The 14,790-nt window shown below is 55.9% G+C and carries 16 protein-coding genes; 3 read left to right on the top strand and 13 right to left on the bottom strand.

Annotated features, from left to right (window positions below):
* Nucleotides 1-70 precede the first annotated feature (70 nt).
* Entirely contained in the window at nt 71-436 is a 366-nt protein-coding gene (locus VEH04_00080) for a hypothetical protein (protein HYG21146.1), read from the top strand.
* Between the two features lie 53 nt (nt 437-489).
* Here VEH04_00080 and VEH04_00075 read toward each other — a convergent pair whose 3' ends face one another.
* Nucleotides 490-1,146, bottom strand: a complete 657-nt coding sequence (locus VEH04_00075; protein HYG21145.1) for a hypothetical protein — start codon at nt 1,144-1,146, stop codon at nt 490-492.
* 492 nt (nt 1,147-1,638) lie between these two features.
* Here VEH04_00075 and VEH04_00070 point away from each other — a divergent pair, with 492 nt between their 5' ends.
* Nucleotides 1,639-3,123, top strand: coding sequence for an SLC13 family permease (locus VEH04_00070; protein HYG21144.1), 1,485 nt, complete (start codon nt 1,639-1,641; stop codon nt 3,121-3,123).
* 21 nt (nt 3,124-3,144) lie between these two features.
* Here VEH04_00070 and VEH04_00065 read toward each other — a convergent pair whose 3' ends face one another.
* The 4 genes from VEH04_00065 to VEH04_00050 form a co-directional block, all read right to left on the bottom strand.
* The gene (locus VEH04_00065) at nt 3,145-3,855 is read right to left on the bottom strand and encodes an SDR family oxidoreductase (GenBank protein ID HYG21143.1); all 711 of its coding nucleotides are present in this window, start codon (nt 3,853-3,855) and stop codon (nt 3,145-3,147) included.
* A complete protein-coding gene (locus VEH04_00060; protein ID HYG21142.1) occupies nt 3,852-4,934 on the bottom strand; it encodes a Gfo/Idh/MocA family oxidoreductase in 1,083 nt (360 codons plus the stop codon). The genes VEH04_00065 and VEH04_00060 overlap by 4 nt, the downstream gene beginning before the upstream one ends.
* Nucleotides 4,935-5,180: 246 nt before the next feature.
* Nucleotides 5,181-5,708: a hypothetical protein gene (locus tag VEH04_00055; protein HYG21141.1), complete on the bottom strand. Its 528-nt coding sequence runs from the start codon at nt 5,706-5,708 to the stop codon at nt 5,181-5,183.
* Nucleotides 5,709-5,739: 31 nt separating this feature from the next.
* Entirely contained in the window at nt 5,740-6,117 is a 378-nt protein-coding gene (locus VEH04_00050) for a hypothetical protein (protein HYG21140.1), read from the bottom strand.
* Between the two features lie 86 nt (nt 6,118-6,203).
* Between VEH04_00050 and VEH04_00045 the strand changes: the two genes are divergently transcribed.
* Nucleotides 6,204-6,512, top strand: a complete 309-nt coding sequence (locus tag VEH04_00045) for a hypothetical protein (GenBank protein HYG21139.1) — start codon at nt 6,204-6,206, stop codon at nt 6,510-6,512.
* A gap of 309 nt (nt 6,513-6,821) precedes the next feature.
* Here VEH04_00045 and VEH04_00040 read toward each other — a convergent pair whose 3' ends face one another.
* The 8 genes from VEH04_00040 to VEH04_00005 form a co-directional block, all read right to left on the bottom strand.
* A complete protein-coding gene (locus VEH04_00040) occupies nt 6,822-8,156 on the bottom strand; it encodes a type II toxin-antitoxin system HipA family toxin (GenBank protein HYG21138.1) in 1,335 nt (444 codons plus the stop codon).
* Between the two features lies 1 nt (nt 8,157).
* Nucleotides 8,158-8,403 (bottom strand): helix-turn-helix domain-containing protein, encoded by a 246-nt coding sequence (locus VEH04_00035; GenBank protein HYG21137.1) that lies wholly within the window; start codon nt 8,401-8,403, stop codon nt 8,158-8,160.
* A 227-nt stretch (nt 8,404-8,630) separates the two neighbouring features.
* Entirely contained in the window at nt 8,631-8,774 is a 144-nt protein-coding gene (locus VEH04_00030) for a hypothetical protein (GenBank protein ID HYG21136.1), read from the bottom strand.
* 336 nt (nt 8,775-9,110) lie between these two features.
* On the bottom strand, nt 9,111-10,775 hold the full coding sequence (locus VEH04_00025) for a hypothetical protein (GenBank protein ID HYG21135.1): 1,665 nt from the start codon (nt 10,773-10,775) through the stop codon (nt 9,111-9,113).
* Nucleotides 10,776-10,784: 9 nt separating this feature from the next.
* Nucleotides 10,785-12,350, bottom strand: a complete 1,566-nt coding sequence (locus VEH04_00020; GenBank protein HYG21134.1) for a hypothetical protein — start codon at nt 12,348-12,350, stop codon at nt 10,785-10,787.
* A 40-nt stretch (nt 12,351-12,390) separates the two neighbouring features.
* Complete coding sequence (locus tag VEH04_00015; GenBank protein ID HYG21133.1) at nt 12,391-12,780, bottom strand: DUF1294 domain-containing protein; 390 nt, start codon at nt 12,778-12,780, stop codon at nt 12,391-12,393.
* A gap of 191 nt (nt 12,781-12,971) precedes the next feature.
* Nucleotides 12,972-13,853 carry an alpha/beta hydrolase gene (locus tag VEH04_00010; protein HYG21132.1) on the bottom strand — a complete coding sequence of 294 codons (882 nt, stop codon included), beginning with the start codon at nt 13,851-13,853 and terminating at the stop codon, nt 12,972-12,974.
* Between the two features lie 681 nt (nt 13,854-14,534).
* A partial coding sequence (locus tag VEH04_00005; GenBank protein ID HYG21131.1) for a hypothetical protein occupies nt 14,535-14,790 on the bottom strand: 256 nt, incomplete at its 5' end.

Genomic DNA, 14,790 nt, shown 5'->3' with positions numbered 1-14,790 from the left:
GGGCTCGGGGTTTCGTAATCTAGTTTTGATGCAATTCAGTGACAGCGCGCGACAGGAATGCGGTTAACAAATGAAGCGCCGCACCTTCAGGCAAATTCGTTCCAAAACAGGCGCGGGCCTGCACCATCATGTTTACGTGATTCTGCTGAATCCCGCCGCTGCACGGGTTCGCAAGCTTCGGGCAGCCAATCCCGGCCGCAATCCCGAAAAGCCATGCGTGTACGTGGGGATGACAGGGCTTGATCCAGAACAGCGTTTCGCCAACCACAAGGCAGGAATCAAGGATGCGCCAATCGTGAAGAAGTTTGGAGTGCGTCTGATGCCGGAACTCTATGCCCACCTGAACCCGATGCCCTTCGAGGCAGCCGCACAAATGGAGGTTGACCTGGCAGAGGACCTGAAACGGTCCGGTTACACCGTCGCCGGCGGTTACTGAAGTCCCACCTCAGGATGACTTTATGAACTCAAGAGTCTTTCTAGATTGCGAAATCACAGTGGATCCATTGGCTGCCTGTTTGCCCGCGGCAGAGCGAGGCGCGTGGGATCAGGTTGGGTTGTCGTGACTTGTTTCAGCCCATTGATTGTAAGCTGCTGAACGCTTCCATCGGCGAAAGCAACGTTTCCCGCCTTTTCGTGAATCTTATGATTCCATCCCGCCGGTGCATTGGAGCTCACATTCAGGAGCCCAGCCACCAACCGCGTTCCGTTTGTAATGTTGCGGTCTCCCGCGAGAAGCGCTTCAGGATTGCTTGTTGAGGCGTCAGCCGAAAGGAAGTAGCTGGCATTCTCGTCACCGAAGTCCAGAAAGCTGCGGACCGAGACAGAATCAGCATCGGACGGACAATGTAGAATGTTTGGCGTGGAAAGCTCATTGGACAGATTGCGAAATGCCGCAACCAGATCGCCAGCCAACAGCGTTTCCATCGAGCCTCCTTCGATTGCCGGAACCTGGTTCGGCATGCGTTCTCCGTGATCCGCGGCCCACACGCGAAAGGCCAGTCCAACCTGTTTCAGATTATTGACGCAGTGAATGCGCGGCGCCTTTGTATGGGGGCCGCGGCTTGGCGGCAGCAGGAAAAAGGCGAGCACCCCGGCGACTGCTATCACGATGACGAGGTCCAAAAGGCTGAAGGCTTTGGTTTTCATTAGTCCTTGCTGGATAGCCCAGCATTACGCATTCCCACCCGGCACCCTGAGCCGATCCTGAAAGAAGGGACCATCATCGCGCTGGCTTGACGCATTCACGCGCCGGCTTCACGCGCAGATGAATTAGGAGGTAAAAAGCAAAACAATCTCAGAGCCTGTCTGAAAAAATAAGTGGGGTGCTGCGGCGGGATTTCGGCCGTGGCCGAGGCGGCGAGGTCCGAGCATCCCCGCAGCTGGCTGTAAGGACCGAGCCAACAAAGGCCATGGGCAAAAGGTCCGGCGCCTGGAGGGTTTTCGACTTTTAGCCTTTGGGTTTCAGCGTTCGGTTTGCGAATCCGTGTTCATCCGTGTTTGCTTTTTGTTCCTTCGTCTCTCGGTCCTTTAGTCTCTTGGTCCTTTAGTCCTTTAGCGAGCGCGTGGAGGTCAACCGCTTTTTAGATTTTCAACTTCCCCCGGCGAAACATCTGTGTAACCTCGCCCGCAATTCCCTGCATGACGTTGCTCGCCATCGCCGCCCCGACCGGACTCTGGCCCTTCGCCATCCTGGCGATTTCCGTCGCCACGATCATCCTGCTGATTGCGAAGTTCCGTGTGCACGCCTTCCTGGCGCTGATTGGCGCCGCGTTTCTCGCAGGCTTTCTCACGCCGGAATTTTCGGCCGCTCAAATCAACCGGCTGCCTGCCATGCTGCGCGCCGATGCGCAGGCCAATTCCTGGATCGCAGCGGTGGAGCTGACGGCTATTGAATTTGGTGCCGCCGCGGGGACCATCGCCATCTCAATTGGATTGGCGTCCATCATAGGGCTGGCTCTGTTGGAAAGCGGCGCAGCAGACAAAGTGGTGCGGCGTTGCCTTGCGGTGTTCGGCGAGAAACGCGCGGCCATTGCGCTTCTGATTAGCACCTACTTTCTCTCAATTCCCATTTTCTTCGATACGATGTTCATGCTGATGGCCCCACTCGCGCGGGCGCTGGGACTGCGCACCGGCAGGAACTACGTTTTGTATTTGCTCGCGATCTGTGTCGCGGGCGTGCTGACCCATTCGCTGACTGTGCCGCATCCCGGGCCGCTGGGCATGGTCGATAATCTGCGCGTGGACGCCGGTTTTTCGATTTTGTGGGGATTGATCGCCGGACTCCTGCCTTGCGCGGCGGGGTATGGTGTCGCCGTATGGATCAACCGCAGGGTCATCGTTCCATTGCGTGAAATCTCCGGCGTCACAGAGAAGGAATCCAAACAAGTTGTGGAAATGCCAGAGGAGCAGTTGCCCTCGTTCTTTTGGAGCGTCCTGCCGGTGGTGCTGCCTATCGCACTGATCACGCTGGCATCCGTGTTCAAAGTTGCGCAAAACGCGCCGGCGGCAGTGCAGGCCCTTGGCGGACCAGAGATTTTTCAGCCGGTGGCCAAGTCATTCCTGTTTCTCGGCAACAAGAACATCGCAATGCTGCTGGGCACCGCGATCGCCCTTTGGGTGCTGGCCCGCCAGCGAAACCTGAAATTGGCTGCCTTGGGTGAGTTGATGGGAAAACCCATTGAAACGGCTGGCGTGATCATCGTGATCACTGCGGCGGGAGGAGCGTTCGGCGCGATGTTGCGTAATGCAGGCGTGGGCGATGCCATTAAGTCCGTCTCGCAAGGTTACCAGGTGAACCTCGTGATCCTGTCGTTTTTTGTGGCTATGACCATTCGCTTTGCGCAGGGATCGGCGACAGTCGCGATGTTGACCACTTCCGCCATGATGTTTGAGGTGATCCAAGGCGTTGAGCTGCCGTATAACGTCATGTACATTTTTCTCTCGATTGGGTTTGGAGCCTTCAGCATTTCATGGATGAATGACAGCGGGTTTTGGGTGGTGAGCCGGCTGTCTGGAATGACCGAACGCGAAACGCTCCGCACCTGGACGGCCGCTTGTTTCGCCACGGCAATCTTCGGCTTTATCGAAGTGTGCCTGTTTTCAGTGCTCCTGCCGATGAAGTAGATCGTTGCGTTGCGTTCCAGCTCAACGCGGGCGAACCAACATCTCTTCCACGACGACATGTTCCGGCAGGTTGAGGCAAAACACCGCGCACTCCGCCACGTCTTCGGCGCGCATCATCCTCGCGCGCGCACTGGCCTCGGGTGGCGCAGGGCGTTTGTCCAGCAACGGAGTGTCGATGTCGCCCGGGAAAATCGCACACGCGCGAATGCCATTGGCGCGTTCTTCTGCATTGATGCTTTGGGTCAGGCCGGCCAGCCCAAACTTGCTCATCACGTAGGCGGGTCCCGCCTTCGGAGACGCTTGTTTGCCGGCTTCCGACACGATGTTGATGATCGTTCCGTTCCTGCGCGCGCGCATTTGCGGCAGGAACGCCTGCACGCAGTAGTAAGCGCCATTAAGGTTCGCCCCAATCATGGAGTGATAATCTTCCAGCGAAAGGACTTCGAGCGAGCGGCGGGGCGCATTGGTCCCCGCGGAATTTATCAGGGCATGAACGTCTCCGCACTCTGCGAGCACAGCTTTTCCCAGCGATGCCACCGCTGCAGCATCCCCGATGTCGCATTCGTGCTGTGTGATGACAGGCGAGCGATTCCCCGCGAGTTCAATCGTTTGCTGAAGCATGTCTCGGCGCCGTCCCACAATCACGACGCGCCAGCCCTGGCTTGCGAGTTTCAGCGCGACCGCGCGGCCGACGCCGCTGCCGCCACCTGTGATGACTGCTGTCTTGTTCATAAATCCACCCATTGCCGTGTTGAAGCAGATTTAACCGCTGCATCCATGACCGCCAATGCGCGCGCGCCGTCGTGAAAGCTCGGCACGCATGGACGCTCATTGCGAATGGCATCGACGAATTCCCACGCTTGGTCGTAACGAAACGACACCAGCGGATCGCCTTGCGTCGAATCACGCGGTGCTCCAGGGGTTTTCCAGAACTCGCGCGGAATTTCTATGGTCTCGAGTCCGGGTCCTCCAATCTTGCCGGTTTGAAGTTTGTTCCACTCGCCCGTGATAAAAACGAACGATCGTTCGCTGCCGTTAAGTTCGACGTAATCCAGACTGCGCCAGCTTTCATTGCGGCCGCTCGCGAGTTTGCTGCTTTCCAAAACGCCCGTCGCGCCGTTCTGGAATTCCGCGATGATCGCGACCCAATCATCCAGATCGTTGGGCTTTCCGCCTCTCGATGGATGCCACTGTTTCGTGTTGGCGACGAGCCGCTGCATCGGACCGGCCAGCAGATGCGCGAAGTCAATCCTGTGGCTGAGCATGTCGCCGAGCTCGCCTGTGCCGGCGAGTTGTTTCACTTGCCGCCAGCCCAGGTCCCGCGTGCCCCAATCCTGCAACCGGCACGAACGGAAATGATACGGCTGGCCGAGGTCACCGCGCTTGACGAGATGCGTGAGATAACGCATTGCGGGCACGAATCGATACGTAAATGCGACCATGTGCCGCACGTTCGCCCGATCAGCGGCGTCTGCCATGGCCCGGGCGTCTGCGTGGTTCAAAGCCAGCGGCTTCTCGCAAAGCACATGTTTGCCATTCGCAATCGCGAGCATGGCGATCGGCGCGTGCGTGATGTTCGGCGTTGCAATCACCACCGCGTGAACGTCATCGCGCTTTAAGATTTCCTCGTATTGCGTGCTGATGATGGCTGCGCCGGTTTGCTGACGTCCGCGTTCCAGCGCAGCGGAGTCCGCATCGCACAGCGCCACGACTTTTACGTCCGGGCACATGGACAGGCCGGGTACATGATTCTGCAGGGTGATTCCACCACAACCAACGATGGCGACGTTGAGGAATTTGGACGTTGGCATGATGCGGCACAGTATGGAGATACACTGGTGAACGCACAGTCCAAATTAGGACTTCTGCGGAACCAAAACGTGTTGCGTGGTTCTCAAACGCGGCGCGAATCAAAAATACGGAAAGAGAGGTCTGCAATAACCGCACGACAGGGATGGCTCCGCCTTGTTTCGTGTGGTTCGTGTGCTTCGTGGTTGGAACCCCTTTTTAGCAGCAGGAACGCAACGATTTGCGGGACCTTGCGATGACCGTGCGTTTCAAATGCCTGGCTCGCTGTCCGTCCGGGCCCCTTGGGCGCACCATCGCTTCAAATTCGCGAACACATACGCGTGTTCAGATGTGACACCCCACCGTTCCAGCGGACGCCAGTACCATCGCGGGTAAAGACGCGTGCCAATAGTGGTGTGGCGGACAACACGGGTGCCTCCATCCACTGATGCGAATTCATAATCCGCGTCGATGAACGTGAGCCAGCGACGGCCGGGAAGGGTGTTTCCCGTGACGCGAAAAGCCATTTTAGATGGGTGTTGCCATGTCGTGACCTCCTGTTCAATCGCACCTTGATCAAAGTAGCAGACCCTTTCCCCGCCGACACTTGAGCTCCGTAATTCACAGCGGTTCGGAACTGGCAATCCCGCCCGCAACAGGAACGGTCGCGGGCCATCCAAGCGATCCATCGCCGCAACAAGCTCCCATGCTCGTTCGGACAACACGGGTAGCAAAATTTCGGACGCGACGACTCCCAGAAGCATCCCACGAAATCCGTTGCTGTGTTTCAGTTGCATTGTTTGGCCAGCAGGCGATGGCCGCGAAACATTATTGTTCGAGAGAAAACCGCTTCTTAAATCCATTCGTGCAGACGGTGCAGAGCTTCATTTCCTTGGCGTCATGCTCGGGCAGGCTGTTGGCATATGCCCTCGCGCAAGTGGGATGACCGCAGCGCGCAATTCCAAACACCAGGCCTATGTTGCTCAAAGCTTGCTTCACCGCCCTTGCCTTGAGGCGATCCCGATTCGGCGGCTCTTCAGTCACTGCAGCAGCGTAGCGGCAAAAGGAAAAGATCCCGCAGTTTGCGCCGATCCCAGCGACTCCGAACACAAAACGGCTGTTGTTCGAGAACAGATCGACCCGCGTCACGTCGAGGTATCCGACGCGGGAACCTGCGACGGGATTGACCTGTTTCGACATCAGCATGAGAAGGTTTTGAGCTTCCCATTGCTTGCCGAGGCGCCGCGGGAAGGCAGTTTCGTCCCGGAACACTCTTGCCTGCTCTTGAGTCTTTGGGTCCGAACGAAGCGAAGCTTCAACAACCCGAAAGCCTCGTCGTCGTTGAAGGCGCTGGTGGCCAGTTTCAGGCTTCGAAGAAACGCCTCGAACTGCGGATCCTTTCGCGCATTCGATATGACCTTCCGCAGTTCATCCGCGCGTTCGTGGAGGGGATCGCGCTCGGGTCCTGGCATCGGGAACAGAGCGGACCTGAAAAACACTTGAGGCAGCACCGGTCGTTCCTTGGTTTTAGTCATAGGATTGCGAGACGCGGAGTCTGCCAAACCCTCGTGCATTGGACAAGCTTCGGGGCAGCCGAATGAAAAAAAGCCGCCATTTCGTTGAGAAATGGCCGCCTTTGAAAACTGGTTGCGGGGCTAGGATTTGAACCTATTACCTTCAGGTTATGAGCCTGACGAGCTTGTTCGAGGTCGTCACCTTCGCCATCGCCAATAACCGCGGGCTTTTCATCGCCCTCCGTGCCCACTGAAACTACTTCCAAATCGTCGTGTGTATCACTTTTGTATCACTTGGCACTCAGGGAGGAATTGCCGACAGCTCACCAAGGAGCGCAGGAAAGGAATCGGAGGTGCCTCTTTCCTGGCGCGCGAGCCTCGAGGGTTCAAGGCGGTTCAAGGCTTCGCCAGATCGTTCCTCAATTGCTTCGCGGCGGCGTTCAGTCCATCGAACACCGAATCAGCGATCAGGTCAGGAAAACCTTTTGGAATTTGCGATTGCGCATGCCGGATCACCTGCGGCGTAGTGGTGATGACCTCCTCGATTACGGAGCGCATTTCGGCGATGCCGCATCGTCTTGCGGTTTCGATCCAATGCCGGGCTTGAATCTCCTTCCAGCGGTAGTGCCGATTCTTTCCATGCACAGCCATTGCCATTCTGATTTTTTCCGGAGCAAGTTTGCCGCGACCGTGACCCATCACCGGATACGCGGAGAGAACGTCGTAACACGGGGTCAGGCGGTACGAGCCGCCAGGAAGTAGAAAGATGCTGAAATTTTTCGCGTGACCGTCAATCGCCGCGAGCAGCCAAAAGATCACCTGGGCGCGCATGAACTGACGTCGGTCCTGTTCAGCCTGCTCGGATCCGATTAACATCTCCATGATCCTCAGAATTCCAGGCCCGCCGTCATTTTCATATTTTAGCGCCGGCGGAATTCCGCAGGCCTGACAGAAATCCTCCTGTGGCAACCGCATATACCATTTGCGATCCGATGAGAGCCTCCGGTCGAACCGCTCCACCACCAGCACTTTGAACTCACCAAATGTTTCGATCGTGCACCCGGCCACCGGCAGTCCGTAGCCCTTCACGATCTCGGAACAGAGCCATTCGTTTTCAACCGAGCTGGACAGATCAATCCCCTGAGGGTTAACGCCGAGAGGAAGTTTCAGGATGTGGGTTGTCGGTGTGGAGCCGGTCGGCAGACGCCAGGAACCATTTCGGAGTAACAACGCCGTTTTCTCTTGAGCGCCTGCCAGGGAGATGCGCAACGGTTCATCAGAATCCATCCCGCCTGCCAATGGATTACCGACCGTCTGACTCAAGAGTTCCGCGACCTGTTCGGACGAAAGTTTCTTCGACGTGATCTGCTTCACGTTGGGAGGTTCCTGATCTTCTGGCAGGAGCTGGAGTGCTCCGACGCAGTCGCGACCGATCTGCGACAGAAGATCAAACGCGTTCACGGAGGGAACGCCAAAGCGCCGTTGAATCCGTTCGAGGATTTGTCGGTTGTCCGGCAGGAGATTTTCAAAGAAGGCGGCAACGTTGTTCCGGTAAGGTTCTTTGGAGGGACGAAGCGGCATCGAGAGCGAGAGCGGTCTTGCAGCTGGCGACGCAAGCCATGTTTCAGCATAAAGAAACTCCTGACCTCCACTGGCGGGCCGGCGCCATTCGCCAACCCGTTCCCCATTCATCCAGACGACCAGCGTCCGCAATGTGCCAGATCTTCCCATACTACCACTCAGACGGTTTGGAGGCTGCCTCGCGCGGTCTCACAACCAAGTCGAGTTCCAGCGCGGAAACCAGCTTGAACACACGGGCCAGCGATGCCCGCTGCGGGTCCTTTTCGAGCAATGAGACAACCGTCTGAGCGACCCCGAGTTTGGCACCCAGTTCCACCTGAGTGAGGTTTCGTTCCTTTCGATAACCCGCTAGGATTGCTCCCAACTGTTGAGGCGTCTTGACAGTGTACTCCGACATATGACGTAAACGTTATAGACCATTTCTATAATGTAAACAATATAATCCTGTTCTATTCGGTATGAGTAATATTGCGTGCTGCCGCACACAGATTGGTAAGGGAACCTCGGCCTGCATTTCTGAGTCGTGCGTAGCTGGCAGCCGGGCAGCAGGCGGCATTGAAACACTTGGACAAGTGTCCGCGCACCACCGCGGGCAGGAGCAGAACCAGAACCGCGGCCTCCCGGTCAGTCAATCTCCTGTCGTTCGTGAAAGCGACGGATCTTCTCATCACCGCTTCGGGCAATCGCGGCTAGCGGAACGATGTGGGACCAATCGATCTGGAACTTCTTGGAGACCTTTTTGGCACGTTGATTGGACGTCAATTTCATGGCTTTTTGCTCGCGACGTTCAACCACTCCCGTGCGGTCAGTTCTCCAGAGGCGACCTCTTTAAGTAGTTCCTCCAAGAATGCGCGGACACATGGAACAAGAATTTTTAGGTGCGTGGAGAGCTTTGAGGTCCTTCTCGGTCGTCAGATGACGCTCCGCCCAATAATTGACGGCCTGCCCTCCCTGCCCAACCCGGACCTGGCCACCCAGCAGGAACAGCTCAACACCATGCTGATCAACCCCGCCTTACCCCGCCGCCGGCCCACAACGGCCGACCCCAGATGCCCGACATCAACCCAGACGAACTGAATGGGTAAATAAAGGGAATTTATTGCCCTAATGCCAGTCAGCGGGACGCTGAATCGGGCCATTAGGGACGTGCCGGGAGATCAATAGGTCAAAGTTGCCACGGGTGTTCCGTCGGTCGGCTGAATTCATGGGATGGAAAAGCATCGGGAGCGGCTGATTCAGAGGTTCATAACGCGCTGCCGTATTGGTCCGGATCAGCACGCGAGTTTCATACGGGAGGTCACTTTGCACCGGCATCGCTCTCATGATCTCCATCAGCGTGGGATTTTTCAGAGTGACGGCTTGAGGGGCTGCATCAGCTTTTGACGGATCCGTTCGCCGTCGAAATTCTTCCAGGTTTGACCAGCCATCTCGATCCGGATCTTTGTAACCGTCGAGCAATCCTGAATCTCCTGTGTCAGATCGCACCGGATCGGTTTCAGTCGCGAGAACCTCGTAAATATCCGGCAGTCCATCGCCATCGCTGTCTTCGGCCCAGCCAGCGGTAAACTCGGGCTCGAACAGTCCAGGCGTAAACCGCACCAGCGACAGCGCCATTGGTCGTTGTCCGCCAATCATCATGCCTTTGGGATCGGCGCGAAAATGGACCGGATTGGTGTTGGTGCCGGATTCAAAATAGCCACTGGCGCGCCACCTCGGATGATTCCTGTCGCGGACCAGCAGCAAATACCGCGCATACGGAATCGGGTGCAAAGCGACCAAATTGTAGCCATTGGTGGTTTGGTTCACATTCACCGCCAGCCGGGTTTCGCGGATACTTGAAGCGTCCACCCGGTTCAAGAACGCGCGCAGGGGAGGAACGAAGTGAGCCCGCACGCGATATAGAGGCTGAAACAAGGTGTCAACGTTGGTTTCCTCGTAGCTGTATTCCGAAATTCCCGGTCGCGTGTTCACTCGTCCCACAGTTTTGAATGGACCGGTAATCATCGAAGGTTCGCCCGGCCGGAATCGAGAACCATTTTGAACGGGACGACGAATAGGAGGCGGGTTCGTCGGGGAGCTTCGTTGACCCGGAAACGGAACCGGGCGCCGATACCGTGGATCTTCCGTGGGTGGACGCAGAGTTCGCTCAGCCCGGTCGATGACGAAATACTCAGGCAAAACCCCGCTCGTGTTTTGAAGTTTGAGAACAGCCTTGCCCTGCCGTAGCGAATTGGTTTGCGAATAGAAGCTCACACTAACCCTTGGATCCGGCGGGCGATCGGCTCGCAGCGGATCGGTGTTGTTCGACAACTCCTGCAAATTCGCCCACCCGTCTCCGTCTGGGTCGCTGTATCCGTCATCAGCGTCGCCCGATACCGGATCGGTGCGCGTCACAAGATCTTCGTACGTGTCCGGCAAGCCGTCCCCATCGCTGTCATCGCCAAAACCGGCAACCAACGTCCAGCGGGAGAGATTTGGGAGAGTGAAACCGGAAAGCTTCGGGTCCGGCTGAGTCTGAAATTCATAGCTGATGGTCGACGAGCCGTTCGTGCCTCCCAAGATCTGCGTGATTCGAATCCAATGACCTTCAGGGCCGTTGGTGCGGGCGAAAATATCATAAACGCTTTCCGGGCGGACTGGCGTAACCGTTAGCGCTATCCGGTTGTTTCCTAAAGCACGAACGTTCAATCTCGGGGATTCAGCCAACGCTGAAGCGCTCACAAAAATCGCCAACGCCATGAAATTTAACAGGTGATCGGATATCTTCATCGCCACCCATTAACGCACGTTCGAATCCGCCGGCGTTTCTCTCAGTTTCTTCAGCGCCTGTTTTACGTCATCGGACAACGTCAGGGTCTTCTGATCCAGCCGTTCGATGCCACTGGAGTAAGAATAAGGGCACGTCGGATCGGTGCTGCGGGGGATGCGGAGTTGTTTCAGGCTCGCGGGAACCAACTCTTTGGCCATCCGTTCAACCAATCGTTGGCGGGAGTCAAAACCCTGCGGATTCAGTTTTCCGAGCATCATGGCGTAGGACATCAGTCCCTCGTGGAATCTCGGATCGAATGTTCCCACGCTGAAAACATAATTGTTGTCGTCCCCGTAAATGTTCGCCTCGGTTACTCCCACATACATGGTTCGACTGTCTCCAGTTCGATGCGGATTCAGATGCCGATTCAGCGTCTGCATGTAGGTATCTACGCGATATTGACCCGGCTCCGCCTTTATCTTCGTCACCAGATCTGTTCCCCAGTATTGCCAGGCGGCGTCCTGCGACTTCAGAACGTTGGTCAAACCATGGAAATAGCGATCCTGATTCCAACCGCCAAAGTTGATATTCGTTTTGGCCAGTTGAACCAGAATGCCCTCCACCTGTCGTTGCCGCGCGATCCGGTCGGGGGAGCCCCACCTCCATTCGCTATCCAATCGCCGGACCACTACGGGCACCTCGGTCATCCGCTGATACGTGCTGGCGACCTCTTCAAGCAGCCAGGGGCTGCACGGGGCGATAGGAAGGAGAACGACAGTCAATCCAGTGTCGTTTGTGCTCAGCACCGGAATCTTGTCCAAGGTAGGGGTCTCAACGCCGAGAAAGCTGCCTGCTTTGCTGATCTGGCTTGGGTCTTCGGCATTCTTGAATACCACCTTGGCGCTGTTTGTTGCCGCTGTGAGATCCGAAGTGTTTTCCATGAATGCAAGGTGGGCCTCATAATCGAATGGCGCCGTGGCAAGCAGATTCTTCAACACGACCAGCGCTTCCTCCTTCTCGCCCTTTTCCAACAAGGCAAGGGCGTGTTTTCGAATGCTGTTCTGCCAGTGACCCATCGAAATATTTCCTGCGATAAGTGCCTCGTTGTAGCGCTGCCTTTTTACCAGGCTGAGAAGCTTGGAAAAGTCGGGGGGGAAGTGGGCCGGCGCTTTCGGCAAGGTGGAACACGTCCAGACATGGACCGAATGCGGCAGCACAAAGACGAACAATTCCTGCGTGACATTGGTAAGAACGACATTCGCGTGCAACTCGGTTTCGGTGATTTCCAGGAAGGCGCCTTTGTTGGTCGTGATCGCCAGATTCAGGTTCCCCAGGATGTTGTTGAAAGTCGTGCGGCAGGCAGGCACGTCGCCTCTGACGCTCTCAATTGAAATCATCTCGTTCGCACCGGCTGAATAGAGGAATTGCGTGACACCGTTGGTCTCGCGTTCATTGACGAAAACCAACGGGCTAGTGCGGCTGGTAAACACCGGCCGGTAGTAATCCGGCAGGAAGGAAGGGAGCCGCAGTTCAGCTGCGGAACCCAATGTGGTCATCGAAACCATGAATGTGATCAAGAGTGACGCGTGTTTCATATTTTGTCGGACAATTACCGTTGTACGTTCTTTCTCCAGACTACATCCGGTGCACCGAGATTGATTCGACCTTGTTCAGGGCAGCTTTGGAGAATTTCCAGTTCTGGAGCGAATCAACCGCTGCGAACTGCCATGCCAGTACAATGAGCCAAAATACAAACTGGTAACTGCCCTTGGAGCATTTGTGCCGCAACCGTCGCTGCGCGAGAAAACCACCTGGCCATCCACCCAGCAAATCCAAAAGGCGCAGCCGCGCTTCGGGCACGCGCCATTCACCATTTTCTGCCCGGCGCTTGTCGCGTGCATACATCCAATAAGTGAACGTACTGATTACCGGTACATACGCCACCATCCACCGGAAATCCAAGCCGCTGCGAACTACGGCGATTGCCGGCAGCACCAGTAGACCCAGAGTCACCAGGATACTCATTTGTTCATATCCTCCGCGATGACCTCGATACCCATCTCACGACTTTTCATGGAAAACAGTCCGCATGGAAGCGCCGTGCATAAACCGCGTGATTTCCGATCGTCGACATCCATAGGTCTACCACGCAGAACTGTCAGGATTTCACGTGGCATTTTCATGGATCGGGATTTGCACGAAATGGTTTGGATTTTTCACTGGAACATTTGCTTGGTGTCAGGACGCGAAAACGGATCTCGGAAGAATTTCTCCACCGTTCGGTTGAACACTTGGGGATCTTGCTCTGGAATCATATGAGTCGCTCCCGGGAAGATGCACAGATGTGCTTTGGGTAGTGCATTGAAAATCTTCAATGTATGCTCACCGCGAATAACGTCCCTGTCGGCGGCCATCACAAGAGTTGGTGCTGCAATCTTGCTTAGTTGCTCGACCAGGATGTTCGGCTGCTTCCCCAGCAGGTCTAAACGTTGCCGGTAAATGTGCCAATGATTCGACGAGTTGCCGCTGGCCGCCAGAGCGTCGATCTCCCTTTCACGTCTTGAAACCCATGAAAGCGCCCAATCATATGCGCCTTGTGGATCCAGGTTCGCGCCCATCACGGCGAGTTTGTCAACCTTCTCGGGATATTTGCTCGCCAGCAGAAGTCCAATGATGCCTCCGTCGCTCCATCCCAGTACATGCACTTGCCTTAGGTTGAGAGTATCCAGCAGCGCATTGAAATCCTCCGTCATCCGCTCGTACGTCAGCCGGGCCGATCCCATCTCGGTCCTGCCGTGTCCTCGGCTGTCGGCCACGATGACTCGATAATGCGTTTTGAAAAAGTTGATTTGGTGGCGCAGACCGAAAATGCTTTGCCCATTTCCATGGATCAGAAGCATCGGACTGCCTTCACCGTAAGTCTCGTAGTAAAGCTTAATGCCGTTCAGCTCGACGAAGCGGCCAGCCGACTCATTTTGCCCGTACGCCAAATCGGATCTCGATGAACTCGATGTTTCAGCGCCTTCCGAGAGCAATGAATGAAAGAAGATTCCCGCCAGCAGAAATCCTGAAAGAGCCATTCTGGTTTTGGATGCCATATTTATTTCATTCCAGCTTTTTGATAATGTTTCCGATCCGATTAAACTCCATCTTGCCACAGATGACGGAGACGCCCCTGGTCTGAGGCGAGCACCATTCCCGACATCATGTGAAGAACCCGCAATAATTACCAGTTCGGGGCGTAAAACGCGGCAGGCCCGAACCAGTTCATCACCTTTTCCGTCGTTCGAGTCATAATCAACAGTTCTTAGCGCTCGGCTCTCAATGCCTCTCTTAAGTTACAAGTGTCGGCTTTGTAAATCACTCAATGCCAACCCACCGGCACAACTCGAGATGAGTCTTCTGTCAATAAGTGCTGGGGCGCTTGCCTGGGAAAAGAGCGACGTCTCGAATTGCGTCCCGATCTGATTCCTTTGTTGTAGGAATCCCCCGAGCGCGACAGGCAACGATTTGCACGATAAGATAGCCCATTGTCTGAAAAAGGGGCAGCGTCACCATCATTTGGGGCGGGCTGCATGTTCTTCCAGTCAACCCCAGCCCAACGACAGACTTCCTTGTGAGTCTTTGTTCCGTAGTTGGGCGGCCATCGATAAGGGTAAAGTTTTCCGGACTTACGCAGGCGGGCAAGTGCTTCCTTGGTAATTGGAATACCAGCGTTGACAAGACAGTGATTCGTTCTCGTCGAAAGTCCGTTTTGTAAAATTTTGGCCTTCACGTATTCAAAGGATATTGGCCGTGGCGATTGCGATGTCGTCCGGGAATGCGCCGGATTTGAGCCGTACCAATTGAGCGAGTTCCTGGGCCAGAAACTCCGGTGCTGCTGTTCGAAGTTTCGTAAGCGGTAAGCGGCGGGCGTCCTTCTTGAGCGAGCCGGGATGGGTTAAGGTTGCGGTCAATGCAAAGATCAACAAAAACAAGACGAGCCCGTTACAGTGCAGAGGAGCGACGAAGCTTCGTGACAGAGTGGCGGCAGAG

It is taken from the genome of Verrucomicrobiia bacterium (genome assembly GCA_035629175.1).
Lineage (GTDB): Bacteria > Verrucomicrobiota > Verrucomicrobiia > Limisphaerales > DASXHY01 > DASXHY01.
The sequence above is the reverse complement of the archived record's forward strand: the minus strand, read 5'-3'. Positions and strand labels throughout refer to the sequence as shown.